We start from the raw sequence: 16536 nt of genomic DNA, 5'->3' as shown, positions 1-16536 counted from the left end.
GGGTCAGCCCTGTTTGGGCGCCGTCGACGCGCCCCGGCGGACGGTGAAGGAGTGGCCCGCCGGGTCGGCGTAGCCGCGTTCCTCGGTGGGTCCCGAGGTGTCGCCCGCCTCCATCGGGCGCCCGCCGAGGCCCACGATCAGGCGTTCCACCGCGTCCAGGTCGTCCACCACGAACTCCAGGTGCGCCTGGAGGGAGTTCTCCGGGCGGGGCCAGCTCGGGGCGGTGGCGTTCACGTCGCGGCGCAGCGCCAGGCGGAAACCGTCGGCGGCCCGGATCTCCACCCGGTTGACGTGGGCGTCGACGTCCTGCGCCCCCAGCAACTCCTTGTAGAACTCCGCGAGTTTCTCGGGTTCGGCACAGTCGAGCACCACCACTCCGGCCGTCACCAGGGTCATGTCTCCTCCTCGGGAGTCCGGGGCGCGGGGCGCTCCGGCCCCGCCCTGTACGTGACTCCTGTCCCCGCTCGCCGGATTCAACCGGGGTCCGTGGCAAGTGACTTCAGCGGGACGTGTGAGCGTACTCTTCCCAACTGCCCCGTGCAGTAACGAAGATCACCGGCCGTCACGGTGCGAATTTTTCGATCTTGGGGCATTCTCGTAGCGCTTGCCGATTCAACTTCCTTGTGGGGAAGTCGAGTTCGAGTGTGCGGGTGGCCGCCGTCACGGCCGCCCGCTCGCAGGGCGGGGGGACTCTGCGGTCCGTCTCCCGAAAGGAAACACATGTCCCAGGACGTCCGGTTCGATCTCCCCTTCGACACCCCCGTCAGCGACCATCTGGAGTACGCGCGGGCACGCCATCTGCGCTGGGTGCGGGAGAGGGGACTGGTGCGCAGCCTGGCCGGCTTCGAGGAGTACCGGTCCTGGGACCTGCCCCAGGCCGCCGCCCGCACCTATCCCCACGCCTCGGCCGAGGACCTGGTCGTCCTGATGAACTGGTTCTCCCTCGCGTTCCTCTTCGACGACCAGTTCGACGCCGCACGGCCCGACCGCGCCGAGCGCATAGCCGAGGTGGCCCGGGAACTGATCGTGACCCCGCTGCGGCCGGCGGGGAGCACGCCCAGGGTCGCCTGCCCCATCACCCTGGCCTGGGCCGAGGTCTGGACGCACCTCTCGGATGGCATGTCCCTGACCTGGCAGGCCCGGTTCGCGGCTTCCTGGGGGCGTTTCCTGGTGGCGCACTGCGAGGAGGTCGACCTGGCCGCCCGGGGGCTGGCCGGAACACTCGGCCTGGACGAGTACGCGGCCTTCCGGCGCCGTACCGTCGGCATCCACCACAGCATCGACGCGGGCGAGCGCAGCCGCGGCTTCGAGGTCCCGGCGCAGGCGATGGCGCACCCGCTGATGGAGCGCCTGCGCGATCTGGCCGCGGACACCATCGGGTTCATGAACGACATCCACTCCTTCGAGCGGGAGCGCCGTCGCGGTGACGGTCACAACCTCATCGCCGTCCTGCACCGGGAGCGGGGCTGTTCCTGGGAGGAGGCCGCCGCCGAGGCGTACGGCATGACGACCGCCCGGCTGGCGGAGTACGTCGAACTGGAAGCGCGGGTGCCGCGGATGTGCGACGAGCTCGGGCTGGACGCGGACGAGCGCGACCGGGTGCGCCGGGGTGTGGAGGCCATCCAGCACTGGATCAACGGCAACTACGAGTGGGCGCTGACCACCGGCCGGTACGCGGCGGCGAAGGAGGGCCCCGTGGCCACCGCGGAACGGGCCGGGCGGGGCTCCGTGGACGATCTGCTGACCGTGTGAGGCGGCCGTGCCGCCCGGCCGCCGGGGCCGGGCGGCGGCGTCACCCGCCGAACTCGACGGGCAGGGCGTCCAGCCGGGACTCCCAGGTGGAGGCGGTCGAGCTGAGCTCCTCCGGTTCCACCGCCAGCCGCAGTCCGGGCAGCCGGTGCAGCAGGACGTCGACGGCGATCTCGACGAGGGACTGTCCGATGTTCTGTCCGGGGCACTCGTGCGGGCCCGAACTGAACGCCAGGTGTGCCTGGTTGCCCTGGACGGACACCCCGGCGTCCGGGCGGATCTCGGGGTCCCGGTTGCCCGCGGCGAGCCCCAGCACCAGCAGGTCGCCCTCCTGGACGCGGTGACCGCCGAGTTCCAGGTCGCTCGCGGCGAAGCGGCCCGGCAGGACGGCCAGCGGCGGGCTGTCCCACATGACCTCCTCCACGATCTCGGAGACGTTCAGCCGGCCGCTGATCAGCCCGGAGAGCCGTGAGGTGTCGCTGAGGACCAATTGCAGCACCCGGGCCAGCAGATTGCTGGTGGTGGTGTGCGCGGCGATCAGCACCAGCCGCAGATGGCTGACGACCTCGTCCTCGTCGAGTCCCGCGTGGTGCTCCAGCAGGGCGGTGGCGAGATCGCTGCCGGGCTCGGAGCGCTTGCGCGCGACGAGTTCACCGAGGATCTCCTGGATGCGCGCGTCGTGGGTGACGGCGTCCTCGCCGCCCCCCAGGACCTGCGCGCAGGACTCGACCAGGTCGCGCCCCTCCGCCTCGGGCAGCCCCAGCAGGCGGCTGAGCACCAGCATCGGCAGGTAATCGGCGTAGTCGTGCACCAGGTCGGCGCGTCCGGTGTCCGCGAACGCGTCGATCTGCTTGTTGGCGTAGTGCGTGACGTGCCGGCGGATGCCGCGGCCGGCCGCCGCCTGGAGGGCGTCGGTGACGGCCGCGCGGAGCCTGCGGTGCGGTTCGCCGTCCTGGGAGACGCAGTCGGGACGCCAGCCGAGCATCGGGACCAGTGGTGAGTTCTCGTCGACGCGGCCGTCGATCCGGTCCCGCCAGATGCGGGCGTCCCGGGTGAACTGGCGCGGGTTGTCCAGCACCCGGCGGGCGTCCCGGTAGCCGAGCACCAGCCAGGCCGGTACCTCGCCCTCCAGGAGCACGGGCGCCACCGGGCCGTGCTCCTCGCGCAGCCGTTCGTAGACGCCGACCGGGTCGGTGGCCGCCTCCGGCCCGTACAGCCGGGTGAGTTCGGCGCCGTGGTGGGCGACGGGGCAGCCGCGGGGGGTGTCCGGGTCGTTCATCGGGACTCCCCGGCGGTGGCCGAGCGTTCCTTCAGGTGCCGGATCAGGGCGACCAGCACGTCACGGCTGGAGGCACGGTCACGGGCGTCGAAGGACACCACCGGGATGTGCGCGGGGATGTCCAGGGCGTCCCGTATCTCCTCGACCGGGAAGTCCTTGGAGTCGGGGAAGACGTTGAGGGCGATGACGAACGGCACCTTCTGCCGCTCCATCTCCTCGATCGCCCGGAAGCTGGAGGCCAGCCGCCGGGTGTCCACCAGGACGACCGCGCCGAGCGCCCCCTTGAACAGCCCGTTCCACAGGAACCAGAACCGCTCCTGCCCGGGCGTGCCGAACAGGTACAGCACCAGGCTGTCGTTGAGGCCGATCTTGCCGAAGTCCAGGCTGACGGTGGTCTGCGACTTGTCGGCGACCCCGACGAGGTCGTCGACGCCGACGCTGGCCTGGGTGAGCGTCTCCTCGGTGGTGAGCGGCCTGATGTCGCTGACCGAGCGGACCATGGTGGTCTTCCCGGTGCCGAAGCCGCCGGCGATCATCACCTTCACCGAGCGGATGTCCCCGCCGCCGTGCCGGCCGGGCCGGTCAAAGCCTTTCAAGTCCACTGAGTACCTCCTCAAGGAGCGCGAGGTCGGGCCCGTGCCCGGCGACGTGTGCCGGGACGGGGTCACGGGCTTCGACCCGGCCCGCGTCCAGCAGGTCCGACAGCAGCACCGCGAGAATGTTGAACGGCAGCCCGAGGTGGGCGCCGAGTTCGGCGACCGAGAGCGGCTCACGGCAGCGCCGGACGATCTCCTCGTGCTCGTGCTGCAGGCCCGGGACGGGGCCCGGGCGGGAGACGACGAGGGTCGCCACGTCGAGGCCGGCCGCCGAGTCGCCCGGTCCGCTGCGCCCTCCGGTGAGGACGTAGTAGCGCTCGAGACCGGACGGGTCCGCCGGCCGGCGGGGAGCACTCATCCAGAGTGCTCCTCCAGGCGCGGAGTGGTCCCGAGGAGTTCGCCCATTCTGCGGGCGAGGTCCCTCATCTGGTGTCCGAGCAGGCCCTGGTCCAGGCCCTCCCGGGCGAGGACGCCGAGGTAGGTCTCCACGCCGGCGCGGACCACGAAGAGGTGGCCGCCGTCGACCTCGATCATCGCCAGCCGCAGGTGTCCCGCGTAGGCGGGGAACTGCTCGGCGACCGGCTGGGCCAGGGCCTGCAGGCCGGCCACCACCGCCGCGAAGCGGTCGACGTCGTCGGGGTCGTCCGCCCCGTAGGAGGTGATGGCCTTGCCGTCGCTGGAGGCCACGAGGGCGAAGCGGATCTCCTGGATGCTCTCGACGAGGTCGCGGAGCGCCCAGCTCACGTCGGTTCCCTGCTGCGTCATGTGGTCTGGTCGCTCTCTTCGGTGCGGTGCTCGGTGGACTCACGTCCGGTGGGGGTGTCACGGTCGCCGGACGGCCGGGGCGCCGGGTCGCCGGCGCGTCCGGCGGTGGCGAAGGCGGCGAGGCCGGTGAAGGAGGCGTCCGGCGGTACGGCGGCCACGGCGGCGCCCGTCGTCGGCGCGGCCGGCGCGACGGGCTTCGGGGCGTCCGCGCCGGTCCGCCTGGAGCGGCGGCGGGGCAGTCCGCCGGGGGTGGTGTCGGCGGACTCGTCCGGGGCCGGTCCGACGGGGGTGGCCGACGCCGCCGGGCCGGGCTCGGCGGGGGGCTCCGCCGCGGTGGCCGCGGGCAGCGGACTGAAGTACTTGTGCGGTACGACGACCACCACGGAGGTGCCGAGCCAGGGGGAGTCCGCGAAGGTGACGCGGATGCCGTAGCGGCGGGCGAGGATGCCGACGACCCGCAGGCCGATGTTGGCGTCCTCGGTGATGCCGCCGATGCCCGCCCCGGGCGCGGTGCCCGCGAGGGCGTGTTCGGCCGCGCGCTTCTTCTCCTCGCTCAGGCCCTTGCCGGAGTCCTGGATCTCGATGCCGACACCGTTGGGGACCTCACGGCCGGAGACCACCACGGGTTCCGAGGGCGGCGAGTAGCGGGCCGCGTTGTCGAGCAGGTGGGCGAAGATCAGCGTGAGGTGGTCCACCAGTCCGCCGTCCACGCCGAGTTCGGGGAGCCGGCTCAGCTGGACGCGGTGGAAGTCCTTGATCCGGCCGATGCCGCCGCGTACCACGCTCAGCAGCCGCTGCGGCTCCTGCCACTGCCTGCCGGGCCGGTCGGAACCGCCGAGGACGCCGATGCTGGCGGCCAGGCAGTCGGCGGGGCCGATCTCCTGGTCGAGTTCCATCAGCCCCCGGGCTACGGCGGGCAGCCTGCCGTGTTCGCCCTGCATCTCGTGGAGCCGGCCGCGGAGCTTGCTGGTCAGTACGTGGATGCGGTTGCCGATGCTGATGACGGCCTGTTCGGCGGAGGTGGAGCGGTCGAACTCCTCCTCCAGGCCGATCAGCGCGGTGCGCAACAGCTTGCGGAGTTCGGTCTGGAGGGCGGCGTCGGTCTTCGTGGACCGGTCGACGCCCGGCAGCAGGTCGTCGATGGCGTCACCGGCGCGCAACCGTCCGATCGCCTCCGGGAGCCGCTCGTCGGCGAGGCGGGCGACCGCGGACAGCTGGTGGGCCAGCTGCTCCCGCCGGGCCTCGGCCTCCTCGGCGAGCCGTGCCTCGTAGGTCCTGGCCTGTTCGGCCAGCCGCTCCTCCAACTCCTGTTCCCGGGTGGCGCGTTCGGCGGTGAGCCTTTGCTCCTGGTCCGCCATGTGCTGCTGCCACCGCCGGGTGTGCTCGGCCTGTGCGGCGCGGTGGGCGTCCTCCGCGCGCAGCAGCCGGGTCCGGTACCGGAGCACGAGCCGTACGCACACGGAGCAGGCGGCCGTCGCGGCGGCGCCGAGGACGGCCGTGGTGATCCGGTCCGAGCTCATCGACGCGGCGGCGACCGTCCCGCCGCCGAGGCCGAGCGGCATCAGCCACCAGCCGTGCCAGGCGACAGGGGCCCGCGCCGCCGGTGGCGGAGTGGCGAGTTCCATCTGCATCCTTCGAAGCAACATGAGGGGTGTGCAATGGGGGGTGCGACGGGGACCGCCCTCATGTGTACGCACCACGAAGCGACCCGTCGCGATGTCGGTCAACTCGCGGCGCTGACAAGGAGCTTATCGGGTCGGCGGCCCTGTGGATCAAGTCCGGCCGCTGCCCGAAGTGAGGGGTCCGTCACGCTCCGACGAGGGCTTCCCGGACCGATCGGCCGGTTCGAAAGAACTCGGTCGCAATTCGAAGACATATGTCAATCGAACATGCTCAAATGCACTCGACCGAAGGTAACTTGCAAGGAGCGGGCCGGTGTTGGGACCGGTCCACCCCCCGTTGCACGGAGCAAGCTGGAGGCGATGACGTGGTGCGGTACGAACCTGCACCGCTGACCCGGCACCTGCGCGTCCGCCACGACCGAGGACACACGGTGCTGGAGTTCCGCGGTGAGATCGACATCGCCGCGGCCGAGGAGATCGCCCCGCACCTGGACATGGCGACCGCCGAACCGGACGCCCGGATCGTGATCGACCTCACCCACGTCGAGTTCTTCGACCTCTCCGGGCTGCGTCTGCTGTACCGGGCCCGGCAGCGGACCACGGGCGGCCTCGGCCGGCTGCGCCTGGTGTGCGCCCACCCGCTGACCCTGCGCATGCTGCGGATCACCGGCACGTCCCGTCTGCTGCCGCCGTGGCCGACCCTGGACGCGGCCCTGGAACGGCCCGAGGCCCCCTCGGGACCGGCCTGACCACCGGGTTCGCGGCCCGAACGCCCGCCGTGCGCCCCCGCGTGCCCCCGGTGCGGTGCTCCGTCCCCCGACTCCCCCGTCTGCACCGGGAGCTGAGGGGCATTCGGTCAGGGAGGAAGGAGGGCCGTCGCCATGACGACTCGGACGACTCCCGTCAAGGAACGGATCGCGCGCGTGCCCGGATGGGTGAAGGCGCTCGGCGCGGTGGTGCTGCTGCTCGCGGTGCTGTTCGCCGGGCTCCGGCTGAGCGTGCTGCCGGGCCTGAAGGACCTGTTCGGCACGGAGACCGAGGACCACTCCGGCCCCGCGCTCCTGGAGTCCGTCCAGGACATCAGTCGCTACGACGCCGCCTCGGGCAACTTCCAGGTGGTGGTGGACCTGGAGAAGGACGCGAAGTTCCTGCCGGACGCCCTCCGCGGCAGCCGCACCCTGTACGTGGGCGCGGGCACCGTCGACGCCTACGTCGACCTCGGGGAACTGGACGAGGACGACGTACGGGTCGACGACGACCGTACGTCCGCCACGCTGCGGCTGCCCCACGCCCGCCTGGACCGGCCGGCCCTGGACCCCGAGCGCTCCTACGCCGTGTCCAAGCAGCGCGGGCTGTTCGACCGGCTCGGCGACCTCTTCTCGGACAACCCGGGCAGTGAACAGGCCGTCCAGAAGCTCGCCGTGCGGCACATCGGCGACGCGGCGGAGGAGAGCGGGCTCATCGCCCGGGCCGAGGCCAACACCACGGAGATGCTCGAAGGGCTGCTGCGCTCCCTGGGGTTCGAGAAGGTGCGGGTCGACTACGGCGACTGACCCGTACAACCGGGGGTAACCGGCGTACCACGCAAGGAAGTTGACCACTGGAGGACCGAATGGCCCGCGCCGTCCCACGTCCGCGTTCCCTGCTCCACCGGCGTCCGCGACCGTCCGGGCGCGGCACCGCGGAGGACAGTCCGGGGCGGCGCCCGCTGCCGCTGTTCCCGCGGTTGCTGGCGATGCTGTGCGCCTTCGTGTTCATGGTCGCCTTCGCCGCGGTCCTGGCCCGGCTCACCCTGCACCCCTCCCCCGCCTCGGAGGCGCTGACCCACACCAATCTGCGTCCGGGCCGCTCGCTGCGGGCCTATCTGGACCAGCCCGCGCTGCGTGACGCCGTGCGTCAGATCGGCGGCAACGTGCTGCTCGGCGTGCCCTTCGGCGTGCTCACGCCGGTCGTCGCACCGCGCACGCGCGGGTTCCTGCGGGTGCTGGTGCTGACGGCCGTCGTGATGCTGCTGGTGGAGTTCGCGCAGGGCGCCCTGGTGACCGGACGCGCCTTCGACGTCGACGACGTCATCCTGAACACCGGCGGGGCGCTGCTCGGATACCTGCTCGTGGGCCGCCGCCTGAGCCGGGCCGTGCACGCGCGCCGCCCGAAGGCCTGATCCCCGAGGGACGTCCCTTCGGGGGGTCAGGGCCGCTCGTGCGCGCGTGGGGCCCCGCGCAGGGTCCAGGTGAACTTGTCGCCGCCCACCCAGCGGACCACGTCCGGGTCGTCCAGGTCGTGGACCGTGATCCCGAACGCGGCGGCGGCGTGCAGCACGTCGGTGACGGTCTTCGCCTCGCCGACCACCTGTCCGTCGATCTCCACGATCCGGAACGGCGGAGTCCCGGGCTGTACCCCGAGCACCATGATCCGCGGATGCGACATGTACGGGCTCGCGCTTTCGGTCATGCATCGAGGGTAGAGCGCGAACGGGGCGAACGCGGCGTGCGGGCGTGCCCGCGGTCAGGGCCGACGCCAGTCGTCGCCCGTCAGGTGCGACCCCGCCTGCGGGCCCATCCGGAGCATCCCGCCGTCCACGCTCCAGGAGGCACCGGTGACGTAGGAGGCGTCGGGCCCGGCGAGGAAGGCGATGACCGCGGCGACCTCACGGGCGTCGCCGGGCCGCCCGAGAGGAACGCCGGGGCGGCTCTCGGTGTGCGGGTCGGTGTCCTCCTGGCCGGTCATGGGCGTGGCGATCTCGCCGGGGGCGACCGCGTTGACGGTGATGCCGTGCTCGGCGAGCTCCAGCGCCATCACCTGGGTGAGCAGCCCGAGGCCGCCCTTGGCGGCGCAGTACGGCGCGGCGCCCACGCGGGGCTGGTGCTCGTGCACGGACGTCACGTTGACGATGCGGCCCCCGTCGCCCTGCCGGATCATGTGCCGCGCCGCCTTCTGCCCGCACAGGAACGGGCCGATCAGGTCCACGTCGAGGACCTCGCGCACCGTCGGGAGCTCCAGGTCGAGGAAGGGCGTCATGGTGCCCGTGCCGGCGTTGTTGACCAGCACGTCGACACGGCCCAGCCGGTCGCACAGCTCGTCGACGGTGTCCGCGGCGGCGGGCAGCCGCGTGAGGTCCAGGTGCGCCACCTCGGCCCGCCGCCCGTGCGCCCGGCACTCCCGCGCCGTCTCCTCGGCGCCCTCGCGGTCACCGTGCCAGGTGATGCCCACGTCCATGCCCGCGGCGGCCAGGCGTACGGCGGTGGCCCGGCCGATGCCGGAGTCCGCGCCGGTGATCACCGCGACCTTGCCGCTCGGGGTGGCGGGGACGGACATGCGGGCCTCCTGGTCGTCGACGGCGGGTGCGGAGCATCGCAGTACCCCGGCAGGCGCGGGGCCAACCCCGGTGTCCGCCGTACGGCCGTACGCGTCCTGGGGAACTCCGGAGCGAGGACGGCCCGCCGGACGGCGGCCGCGGTGCGTGACCCGCGCTCCGACGCCCTCGGGCACCGCGCCGGAGCACCAGGTGCCGTCGGGCCGGGCGGTCACCACCCGGCCCGTGGGCGAGCCGCCGACGTGGCCCTGGAGCGGAAGGCGCCCTCCGGAGTGGCGGACGGCCGGGGTGGTACCCGTACCGCTCCCGAGGAAGGAGCACATATGGAACGGGCTGCCGTGTTCGACGTCGACGGCACTCTGGTCGACACCAACCACCTGCATGTGACGGCCTGGTGGGAGGCCTTCCGGCAGGCGGGCCACCGGGTGCCGATGCACGCCGTCCACCGGGCCGTGGGGCTGCCCTCCTCCGATCTGGTCGCCCATCTGCTGGGCGAGGACCGGGACACCGGCCGCGACGACGAGCTGAGCGCGGCGCACAAGGCGCTGTACGGGCAGTACTTCGACCGGCTGCCCGCGCTGCCGGACGCCGGCCGGCTGCTGGAGCGGCTGCACCGGGACGGCTGGACGGTGGTGCTCGCCACCTCGGCGGGCGGTGCCGAGCTGAGCGCGCTGCGCCGGGCGATCGACGCGGACGAGGCGATCGGCGCGACGGCGAGCGCCGACGACGTGGCGGAGGGCAAGCCCGCGCCGGAGCCCGTCGAGCACGCCCTGGAGCTGGCCGGGGTGCCCGCGGAGCGGGCGGTGTTCGTCGGTGACACGGTGTGGGACATGCGGGCGGGCAGCCGTGCCGGTGTGCGCTGCGTGGGCGTGCTGTGCGGCGGCATTCCGCGCGCCGACCTGGAGGAGGCCGGCGCGGACGCGGTCTACGACGACCCGGCCCATCTGCTGGCGTCGCTGTCGGACAGTCCCCTGGCATGAGGTCCCCCGGAACCGGGATACCCACGGGGCATGACGTGTGTGCGGGAAGAGAGCGGGCGGGGTGACGCCGTGGGGCGGACGGCTCCGGTGGCGCGGGTGCGGGACGCCGTGCGGTGGGACGTGCGGTCCGTCGGCCGGGCGGCGCGGGCCGCGTGGCGGGGGCCCGGGCGGGAGCGGGACCTGCTCGTCCAGTCGCTGAAGGCCGCCGGGGCGGCGCTGCTGGCCTGGCTGCTGGCGCAGGTGTGGCTCGGTGACCCGATGGCCCTGATGGCGCCCTGGGTGGCGCTGGTCCTGGTGCAGGCCACCGTCTACAGCTCGCTGGTGCAGGCGGCGCGGCAGTTCACGGCGATCTGCGTGGGGGCCCTCGTGGCGTCGGGGGCGCAGGCGGTCACCGGTGACACCACGGGTGCCCTGGCGCTGTCCGTGCCGGTGCTGATGCTGCTGTCGAACTGGCCGCGCTTCGGCGACCAGGGCGTCTACGCCGCCACCACGGCCGTCTTCACGATCGCCACGGGAACGGTGAGCGCGGTCGCCGTCGGGCACCGGCTGGGGCAGGCGGCGCTCGGCGCGGTCATCGGCGTCGCCGTCAACGCCCTGGTCCTGCCGCCGGTCCATCTGCGGGACGTCCGGGAGAACCTGGCGGCGCTCGCCCGCGAGGCGGGGGACGTGCTGCACGCGGTCGCCGGGGACCTGCGCGGGGGCGAGTGGGACGCGCAGACCGCCGCGGGCCGGCTCGGTGCCGCGGCGCGGCTGCAGGACCGTGTGGAGGCGCTGCGCTCGGCCCGCGGCTGGAGCAGGGAGAGCCTGCGGCTGACCTCGGGCGTGCTGCGCGCCCTGCACCGGGCGCCGACGGCGGCGCTGCCGCCGGAGGACGAGGACGAGCGGTTCAGCCGCGTCACCGGACACGTCACGGCGCTGACCCGCACGCTCGCGGTGGCCGCCGACGAGGACCGTACGCCCGCCGCTCCGGACGCCGCGGTGCTGAGCTGCTACGCGGAGCTGCTGGAGCTGATCGGCGACGCCTGCCACGCGGAGGCCGACCGGCTGCTGGACGGTGGCCCGCGTACGGACGCCCTCCTGGACGAGCGGACCGAGGCGGTGATGCGGGACCTGCACGGAAGGCTCCAGGACGGGCTGTGCGAACAGGCCGGACGGGGTGCCGCGCGGACGGCCGTCCTGGGCACGCTGGTGCTCCAGGCCGAGAACCTCTGGGCCGAGCTCGACGGCGGTTCCCGAGGCCGGTGACACACGTCACGCCGGCAAGCGGCCAGACGCGGAACACCCGGAGGTGGTTCTCCGTTGAACCGATCGTGGGTGCGGACGGGACAGTGTCCCCGGGCCTCACCATCCGCCCACAGGGACGATCGTCCGGCTGAAGCCCTGTGGAGCCCTTCGCCGAGAGGCGACCGCCGTCCGCGCCCACCACCGAGCCGCCCCGGCCGTGATTCCCCCGTCGCGGTCGGGGCTTCCTTCTGCCCCGCCCCGGACGGCGCCCGGCTCCGGGAGCGCTCCCCTGCGTGGCGTGCCGGACGTGGGCGCCGACGGCGGCGCGCGGCCACCGGGCCGGCCCGGGACCGGGCGCCCGCGGCACCACGGTCGACGTCCTCGGGGGCACCGGCCCGACCGGACGCCCCGCGCCGGTCACCGGCGATCGCTCAGGACCCGGTCCGGGGAACTCCCGGCCCGTCCGACGGGCGTGCACGCCTTCGGCCGAGGGGTACTCGGCCGGCCCGCGGAGCAACCGGCCGAGAGGAGCGGGAAGGTGAGCAGCACAGCGGGCATGAGGGTCGTCGTCACGGGTGCCACCGGCAACGTCGGGACCAGCGTGGTGCGGGTCCTCGCGCGGGAGCCGGAGGTCGGCTCCGTGCGGGGCCTGGCACGGCGGATCCCCGACCTGTCGCCCCCGAAGACCGAGTGGTCGGCGGTGGACCTGGCCTCGGACCGGTCCGATCTCGTCGGGGAGTTCACCGGAGCGGACGCGGTGATCCACCTGGCGTGGGCGTTCCAGCCGACGCACGATCCGGCGACCACCTGGCGCACCAATGTGCTCGGCAGCATGCGGGTGTTCGACGCGGTGGCCGAGGCGGGGGTGCCGGCGCTGGTGCACGCCTCGTCGGTCGGGGCGTACTCACCGGGGCCGAAGGACCACGCGGTGGACGAGTCGTGGCCGACGCACGGCTGGCCGGACGCCGCGTACTGCCGGGAGAAGGCGTACCTGGAGCGGGCCCTGGACACGTTCGAGCGTGATCATCCGGGAACGCGGGTGGTGCGGATGCGGCCCGCGTTCCTCTTCAAGCGGGAGTCGGGGAGCGAGCAGCGCCGTATCTTCGGCGGCCGTTTCCTGCCGGGTCAGCTCGCACGGCCCGATCTGCTGCCCGTCCTCCCGGACATCCCGGGGCTGCGAGTGCAGGCGCTGCACACCGACGACGCGGCCCACGCCTACCGTCTGGCCGTGCTGTCCGCCGGGGCGCGGGGGGCCTTCAACCTCGCCGCGGAGCCGGCGGTCGACGCGGAGCTGCTCGGGGAGATGCTCGGGACGCGCCGGGTGCGGCTGCCGCGTACCGCCGCCCGCTCGGCGGTCGCCGCCGCCTGGGGGCTGCGTCTGCTGCCCGCCTCGCCGCATCTGTTCGACGCGGTGCTGAGGCTGCCGCTGATGGACTGCACGCGTGCGCGCGTGGAGCTCGGCTGGCGGCCGGAGCGCACGGCGACGCAGGTGGTGGAGGAGTTCCTGCTGGGCATGGAGCAGGGCGCCGGGGAGGACACGGCACCGATGCGGGGCCGCAAGGTCGGCTGAGCACGAGGTTTCACCGGTCCGCGCGGAGGTACTCGCGGGGGTCGCGTACGAACGAAGGGAGAGCGCCGTGACCGACCACCGCCTCGAAGGACCCGGTGAGAACGGCGCCGGTGTCCCCCGCGACCTGCCCGACCAGCAGGCCGGCCCCGGTGAGGACCCCTGGGAGGTCTCACCCGCCGCGGCGGAGCGGGAGAGCGGGAAGAAGGCCGACGGACAGCGGGAGCCCGAGTCCGACGTCCCGGACACGGACGAGGCCGGCACCGGTCGGCAGGGCGCCCCGCACTCGGCGTCCGGCAACCCGGAACAGCCGGTGCCGGACGAGTCCTCGGCGTAGCCGGCTCACGCGGGCGGACGCCGCGGTGCGCACCGCGCCGAAGGCCGGCCGCCCGCCGGCCTCGCGAGGCCGTGCGGCTAGCGCGGGGCGCGTTCCCTCAGGGCCGTGTGCCAGGCGGGGGGCGGGGCCTGCGGGTCAGGGTCGGGGCGGCGGCCGCCGCGGGCGAAGAAGTCGGCGAGCGGCAGGATCGCGGCGCCGACGGTGACCGCGTCGGGGCCGAGGCGGCCCAGTTCGATCGTCACCTTCTCGGCCGGGTGGCGCAGCGCGTACGACAGGGCGTGCCGGTGGACGGACGGCAGGAAGCGGGAGCCGAGCTGGAGGCCGGCCCAGCCGCCCATGAGGATGCGCTCGGGCTGGAAGAGGTTGATCAGGTCGGACAGGCCCGCGCCCAGGTACTCGGCGGTCTCCTCCAGTACCGCGAGCGCGACGGGGTCGGGGGCGCTGTCGTCGGCCGGGTAGGCGGCGGCGAGCATCGCCGTCAGCGCCGTCTCCTCGTCCGTGCCCCCGGGCACCCGGCCGCCCTCCTCGCGCCACCGGGCGAGCAGCGACTCGGCGCCCGCGTACGCCTCCAGGCAGCCGAGCGCGCCGCAGCGGCAGCGGCGTCCCCTGACCCGTACGGTCAGGTGCCCCCATTCGACCGCCCGGCCGTGTTCCACCTCGGGCGTGACCAGGCAGGCGCCGACGCCGGAGCCGAAGAGGACGACGAGGGCGTTGCGGGCGCCGCGTCCGGCGCCGAACCACATCTCGGCCTGGCCGAGGGTCTTGGCGCCGTTGTCGATGAAGTACGGCACCGTCTCGGGCAGCGGGGACCCTGCGCGTAGCAGGGACTCCAGGGGGACGGCGTCCCAGCCGATGGTCTGGCCGTGCACGACGGCGCCATGGTCGGGGGTGTGCTCGACGATGCCGGGGACGCCGATGCCGACACCGAGCAGCCGCTCGGGGGCGAGGCCGGCGCCGGCCAGCACCTCGGCGATGCCGGAGCGGATGTGGTCGACGATGACCTCGACCTCGTAGCGCTGCTGCTCCAGCGGGCGCTGCGCGCGGGCGAGCTCGGTGAGGGTGAGGTCGAACAGTTCGACGCGGACCCGGGTCTCGCCCACGTCGACGCCGATCATGTGGCCGCTGGCCGGTGCCACCCGCAGCAGGGTGCGCGGACGGCCGCCGTCGGAGTCGACGCTGCCGGCCTCCTCCACGAGGCCGTCGGCGACCAGGTCCGCGACGACGTTGCTCACCGATCCGGAGCTGAGCCCGGTCGCGGGGCCGAGCTCGAAGCGGCTCAGCGGGCCGTCGAAGTACAGCCGCTGCAGCACGGCCGTGCGGTTGGCCCGCCTGAGATCGCGCACCGTGCGCCCGCTCCGCCCCGCCATGTGGCTCCCTGGCTCCTTCCGAGACCCTGCCCGACCTGCAACATACCGCCGGGAACCGGCCTGGCGCGACTTTTCGGCACCCTTATTTCATGATGTGAACTAACAGGTTTCGCCGATGTCGTCCAACGCGGCCTCCAGTTCCGGGGCGACGGTGGCTTGAAGCCATCGTTCGTACTCGTCCCCGCTCGCCCGCGGAACCGTCTCGGTGAGCATGATCAGGTAGAGGTAGGCGCGGTAGAGGGCGAGCCGGACACGGGCCGCCCCGTCGAGGACGGCCCGGCCCCCGGCCCGTCCGTATCCGGCGAGGAACGCCTCGTCCGTCCTGATGTCGCCGAGCAGGGCGAGGGAGACGAAATCGGCGAGCGGGTCGCCCCAGAACATGCGCTCCCCGTCGACGATCCCGCCGATCCGCGCCTCCCCCGTCGGCGTGCGCTCCACCAGGATGTTGCCCGGCCACAGGTCGAAATGGACGAGGGCCGGCACCGTGACCTCGTCGAGCGTCCCGGCGGCGGTGCGGATCACGGCGGCCACCTCGTCGACGGGGCGCGGCAGCCGGGCGCCGTAGTCACGGGCGTCGGCGAGCACGGCGTCGGTCATCGCGGTGAACGCGGTCCGCCAGTCGGGGGCGAGCGGGCCGAGGGCGCCGGACGGGTAGCCGAACCCCGGTCCGGTCACCCGGTGCAGCCGGGCCACCTGGCGGCCGAGCTCCGCGCGCAGCCCCTCCCGCTCCTCGCCGGCCGGCTCCGCCCGCGTCCAGGGCTCCCCCGGGCAGGCGGTCATCAGCAGATACGGTACGGAGGCGTCGCCGCCGACGGACACGGCGCGTGGGGCGGGGACACCGGCCTCGGCGGCCCCGGCGCAGAAGTCCGCCTCGGAGACGAGCAGGCGCCGCTCGTACCGGAGGCCGGGGGTGGCGGGCGCGGGCGGGACCTTGAGCACGTAGCGGCCGCCGTCGGTGAGGAGGAGCTCCTCGACCGTGTTGTAGGTGCCTCCGCTCAGCGGGCGCACCCCGGCGAGCGCGTCGGGCGGCAGTCCCGCCTCCGTGAGCACCCGGCGGGCCCGCTCCCAGGAATCCCCCACTGTCCCTCCCCTTCCCCTCGTCGGCCGGGGTACAGCGTACGGACCCCACGCGGGCGCGGCCCCGGAAAACCGCTGGCTCCCCCGGAGGCCGGATACCTACCCTGAACCAGAAACCTAGACCCCCTAGGTTTCGAAAGAGCACGCCAGGAGACGACCCCATGAGAGCACTCACCGAGCAGGACATCCGCACTTCGTTCATCAACTGCTCGAAGGGTGAGGCCAAGCGGCTGGCCGTACCGCGCGACCTGGGCGAGCGCCCCTGGGACGACCTCGACTTCCTGGGCTGGCGCGATCCCGGCGCGCCCGACCGCAGCTATCTCGTCACCGAGCGGGAGGACCGTCTCGTCGGGGTGGCCATGCGCTTCCAGCCCGCCCAGCGCGGCTTCCTGCACCGCAGCATGTGCTCCCTGTGCCTGACGACCCATCCGCGCGGCGGCGTCTCCCTGATGACCGCGCGCAAGGCGGGCCCGGCCGGCCGGGAGGGCAACTCGGTCGGTGCCTACATGTGCACCGACCTCGCCTGTTCCCTCTACCTGCGCGGTCTGAAGGTCCCGGAGACCGGTGCCCGCTTCGAGGAGAGCCTCACCCTGGAGGAGCAGATCGCCCGTACCACGGGCAACCTGTTCGCCTTCCTCGACAAGCTGTAGGTCCGGCCCG

General features: G+C 73.6%; 19 protein-coding genes. 9 read left to right on the top strand and 10 right to left on the bottom strand.

What is annotated here, in order from left to right; all coding sequences use genetic code 11:
• Positions 1 to 3: 3 nt before the first annotated feature.
• Positions 4 to 396 (bottom strand): VOC family protein, encoded by a 393-nt coding sequence (locus ACH5AO_RS17585; protein WP_398925504.1) that lies wholly within the window; start codon positions 394 to 396, stop codon positions 4 to 6.
• A 324-nt stretch (positions 397 to 720) separates the two neighbouring features.
• Here ACH5AO_RS17585 and ACH5AO_RS17580 point away from each other — a divergent pair, with 324 nt between their 5' ends.
• Complete coding sequence (locus ACH5AO_RS17580; RefSeq protein WP_398925502.1) at positions 721 to 1752, top strand: 7-epi-alpha-eudesmol synthase; 1032 nt, start codon at positions 721 to 723, stop codon at positions 1750 to 1752.
• A 40-nt stretch (positions 1753 to 1792) separates the two neighbouring features.
• Here the strand turns inward: ACH5AO_RS17580 and ACH5AO_RS17575 are convergent, their stop codons facing one another.
• From ACH5AO_RS17575 to ACH5AO_RS17555, 5 genes are read right to left on the bottom strand one after another with little or no spacing between them, the layout of a single operon-like run.
• Entirely contained in the window at positions 1793 to 3028 is a 1236-nt protein-coding gene (locus ACH5AO_RS17575; RefSeq protein ID WP_398925500.1) for a cytochrome P450, read from the bottom strand.
• Positions 3025 to 3630: a GTP-binding protein gene (locus tag ACH5AO_RS17570; protein WP_398925498.1), complete on the bottom strand. Its 606-nt coding sequence runs from the start codon at positions 3628 to 3630 to the stop codon at positions 3025 to 3027. Before ACH5AO_RS17570 ends, ACH5AO_RS17575 begins: the two co-directional genes overlap by 4 nt.
• The gene (locus ACH5AO_RS17565) at positions 3611 to 3982 is read right to left on the bottom strand and encodes a DUF742 domain-containing protein (protein WP_398925496.1); all 372 of its coding nucleotides are present in this window, start codon (positions 3980 to 3982) and stop codon (positions 3611 to 3613) included. The genes ACH5AO_RS17570 and ACH5AO_RS17565 overlap by 20 nt, the downstream gene beginning before the upstream one ends.
• Positions 3979 to 4389, bottom strand: a complete 411-nt coding sequence (locus tag ACH5AO_RS17560) for a roadblock/LC7 domain-containing protein (RefSeq protein WP_398925494.1) — start codon at positions 4387 to 4389, stop codon at positions 3979 to 3981. Before ACH5AO_RS17560 ends, ACH5AO_RS17565 begins: the two co-directional genes overlap by 4 nt.
• Positions 4386 to 6014 carry an ATP-binding protein gene (locus ACH5AO_RS17555; RefSeq protein ID WP_398925492.1) on the bottom strand — a complete coding sequence of 543 codons (1629 nt, stop codon included), beginning with the start codon at positions 6012 to 6014 and terminating at the stop codon, positions 4386 to 4388. The genes ACH5AO_RS17560 and ACH5AO_RS17555 overlap by 4 nt, the downstream gene beginning before the upstream one ends.
• Before the next feature lie 365 nt (positions 6015 to 6379).
• Here ACH5AO_RS17555 and ACH5AO_RS17550 point away from each other — a divergent pair, with 365 nt between their 5' ends.
• The 3 genes from ACH5AO_RS17550 (at position 6380) to ACH5AO_RS17540 (ending at position 8172) form a co-directional block, all read left to right on the top strand.
• A complete protein-coding gene (locus tag ACH5AO_RS17550; protein WP_398925490.1) occupies positions 6380 to 6760 on the top strand; it encodes an anti-sigma factor antagonist in 381 nt (126 codons plus the stop codon).
• Between the two features lie 132 nt (positions 6761 to 6892).
• A complete protein-coding gene (locus ACH5AO_RS17545) occupies positions 6893 to 7564 on the top strand; it encodes a DUF4230 domain-containing protein (RefSeq protein ID WP_398925488.1) in 672 nt (223 codons plus the stop codon).
• Positions 7565 to 7623: 59 nt separating this feature from the next.
• The gene (locus tag ACH5AO_RS17540; RefSeq protein ID WP_398925486.1) at positions 7624 to 8172 is read left to right on the top strand and encodes a VanZ family protein; all 549 of its coding nucleotides are present in this window, start codon (positions 7624 to 7626) and stop codon (positions 8170 to 8172) included.
• 26 nt (positions 8173 to 8198) lie between these two features.
• Here the strand turns inward: ACH5AO_RS17540 and ACH5AO_RS17535 are convergent, their stop codons facing one another.
• Together ACH5AO_RS17535 and ACH5AO_RS17530 are read right to left on the bottom strand one after the other, a co-directional pair.
• Positions 8199 to 8462: a hypothetical protein gene (locus ACH5AO_RS17535; protein ID WP_217134303.1), complete on the bottom strand. Its 264-nt coding sequence runs from the start codon at positions 8460 to 8462 to the stop codon at positions 8199 to 8201.
• 54 nt (positions 8463 to 8516) lie between these two features.
• The gene (locus tag ACH5AO_RS17530; protein WP_398925484.1) at positions 8517 to 9326 is read right to left on the bottom strand and encodes an SDR family oxidoreductase; all 810 of its coding nucleotides are present in this window, start codon (positions 9324 to 9326) and stop codon (positions 8517 to 8519) included.
• 321 nt (positions 9327 to 9647) lie between these two features.
• On the opposite strand from ACH5AO_RS17530, the gene ACH5AO_RS17525 reads away from it, so the two are divergent.
• The 4 genes from ACH5AO_RS17525 (at position 9648) to ACH5AO_RS17510 (ending at position 13432) form a co-directional block, all read left to right on the top strand.
• On the top strand, positions 9648 to 10304 hold the full coding sequence (locus ACH5AO_RS17525) for an HAD family hydrolase (RefSeq protein WP_398925482.1): 657 nt from the start codon (positions 9648 to 9650) through the stop codon (positions 10302 to 10304).
• Positions 10305 to 10334: 30 nt separating this feature from the next.
• The gene (locus tag ACH5AO_RS17520; protein WP_398925481.1) at positions 10335 to 11549 is read left to right on the top strand and encodes an aromatic acid exporter family protein; all 1215 of its coding nucleotides are present in this window, start codon (positions 10335 to 10337) and stop codon (positions 11547 to 11549) included.
• Positions 11550 to 12066: 517 nt separating this feature from the next.
• Entirely contained in the window at positions 12067 to 13098 is a 1032-nt protein-coding gene (locus ACH5AO_RS17515) for an SDR family oxidoreductase (RefSeq protein ID WP_398925479.1), read from the top strand.
• Positions 13099 to 13165: 67 nt separating this feature from the next.
• Entirely contained in the window at positions 13166 to 13432 is a 267-nt protein-coding gene (locus ACH5AO_RS17510; RefSeq protein WP_398925477.1) for a hypothetical protein, read from the top strand.
• A gap of 77 nt (positions 13433 to 13509) precedes the next feature.
• Here the strand turns inward: ACH5AO_RS17510 and ACH5AO_RS17505 are convergent, their stop codons facing one another.
• Both ACH5AO_RS17505 and ACH5AO_RS17500 read right to left on the bottom strand, forming a co-directional pair.
• On the bottom strand, positions 13510 to 14799 hold the full coding sequence (locus ACH5AO_RS17505; RefSeq protein WP_398925475.1) for an ROK family protein: 1290 nt from the start codon (positions 14797 to 14799) through the stop codon (positions 13510 to 13512).
• A gap of 99 nt (positions 14800 to 14898) precedes the next feature.
• Positions 14899 to 15879, bottom strand: a complete 981-nt coding sequence (locus ACH5AO_RS17500) for a phosphotransferase family protein (protein WP_398925472.1) — start codon at positions 15877 to 15879, stop codon at positions 14899 to 14901.
• Positions 15880 to 16037: 158 nt separating this feature from the next.
• Between ACH5AO_RS17500 and ACH5AO_RS17495 the strand changes: the two genes are divergently transcribed.
• Entirely contained in the window at positions 16038 to 16526 is a 489-nt protein-coding gene (locus ACH5AO_RS17495; RefSeq protein ID WP_398925469.1) for an FBP domain-containing protein, read from the top strand.
• Positions 16527 to 16536: the final 10 nt, after the last annotated feature.

The sequence above is a fragment of the Streptomyces sp. NPDC018964 genome (genome assembly GCF_044390325.1).
Classification (GTDB): domain Bacteria; phylum Actinomycetota; class Actinomycetes; order Streptomycetales; family Streptomycetaceae; genus Streptomyces.
Note: the sequence above shows the minus strand (reverse complement) of the source record. Positions and strands in the feature narration are given on the sequence as shown.

Bases quoted from the DNA above. Each gene is read 5' to 3' on its own strand.
- ACH5AO_RS17575 (WP_398925500.1), bottom strand. From the start codon at position 3,028: ATGAACGACCCGGACACCCCCCGCGGCTGCCCCGTCGCCCACCACGGC.
- ACH5AO_RS17555 (WP_398925492.1), bottom strand. From the start codon at position 6,014: ATGGAACTCGCCACTCCGCCACCGGCGGCGCGGGCCCCTGTCGCCTGG.
- ACH5AO_RS17545 (WP_398925488.1), top strand. From the start codon at position 6,893: ATGACGACTCGGACGACTCCCGTCAAGGAACGGATCGCGCGCGTGCCC.
- ACH5AO_RS17535 (WP_217134303.1), bottom strand. From the start codon at position 8,462: ATGACCGAAAGCGCGAGCCCGTACATGTCGCATCCGCGGATCATGGTG.
- ACH5AO_RS17565 (WP_398925496.1), bottom strand. From the start codon at position 3,982: ATGAGTGCTCCCCGCCGGCCGGCGGACCCGTCCGGTCTCGAGCGCTAC.
- ACH5AO_RS17580 (WP_398925502.1), top strand. From the start codon at position 721: ATGTCCCAGGACGTCCGGTTCGATCTCCCCTTCGACACCCCCGTCAGC.
- ACH5AO_RS17495 (WP_398925469.1), top strand. From the start codon at position 16,038: ATGAGAGCACTCACCGAGCAGGACATCCGCACTTCGTTCATCAACTGC.
- ACH5AO_RS17520 (WP_398925481.1), top strand. From the start codon at position 10,335: ATGACGTGTGTGCGGGAAGAGAGCGGGCGGGGTGACGCCGTGGGGCGG.
- ACH5AO_RS17560 (WP_398925494.1), bottom strand. From the start codon at position 4,389: ATGACGCAGCAGGGAACCGACGTGAGCTGGGCGCTCCGCGACCTCGTC.
- ACH5AO_RS17585 (WP_398925504.1), bottom strand. From the start codon at position 396: ATGACCCTGGTGACGGCCGGAGTGGTGGTGCTCGACTGTGCCGAACCC.
- ACH5AO_RS17540 (WP_398925486.1), top strand. From the start codon at position 7,624: ATGGCCCGCGCCGTCCCACGTCCGCGTTCCCTGCTCCACCGGCGTCCG.
- ACH5AO_RS17525 (WP_398925482.1), top strand. From the start codon at position 9,648: ATGGAACGGGCTGCCGTGTTCGACGTCGACGGCACTCTGGTCGACACC.
- ACH5AO_RS17505 (WP_398925475.1), bottom strand. From the start codon at position 14,799: ATGGCGGGGCGGAGCGGGCGCACGGTGCGCGATCTCAGGCGGGCCAAC.
- ACH5AO_RS17530 (WP_398925484.1), bottom strand. From the start codon at position 9,326: ATGTCCGTCCCCGCCACCCCGAGCGGCAAGGTCGCGGTGATCACCGGC.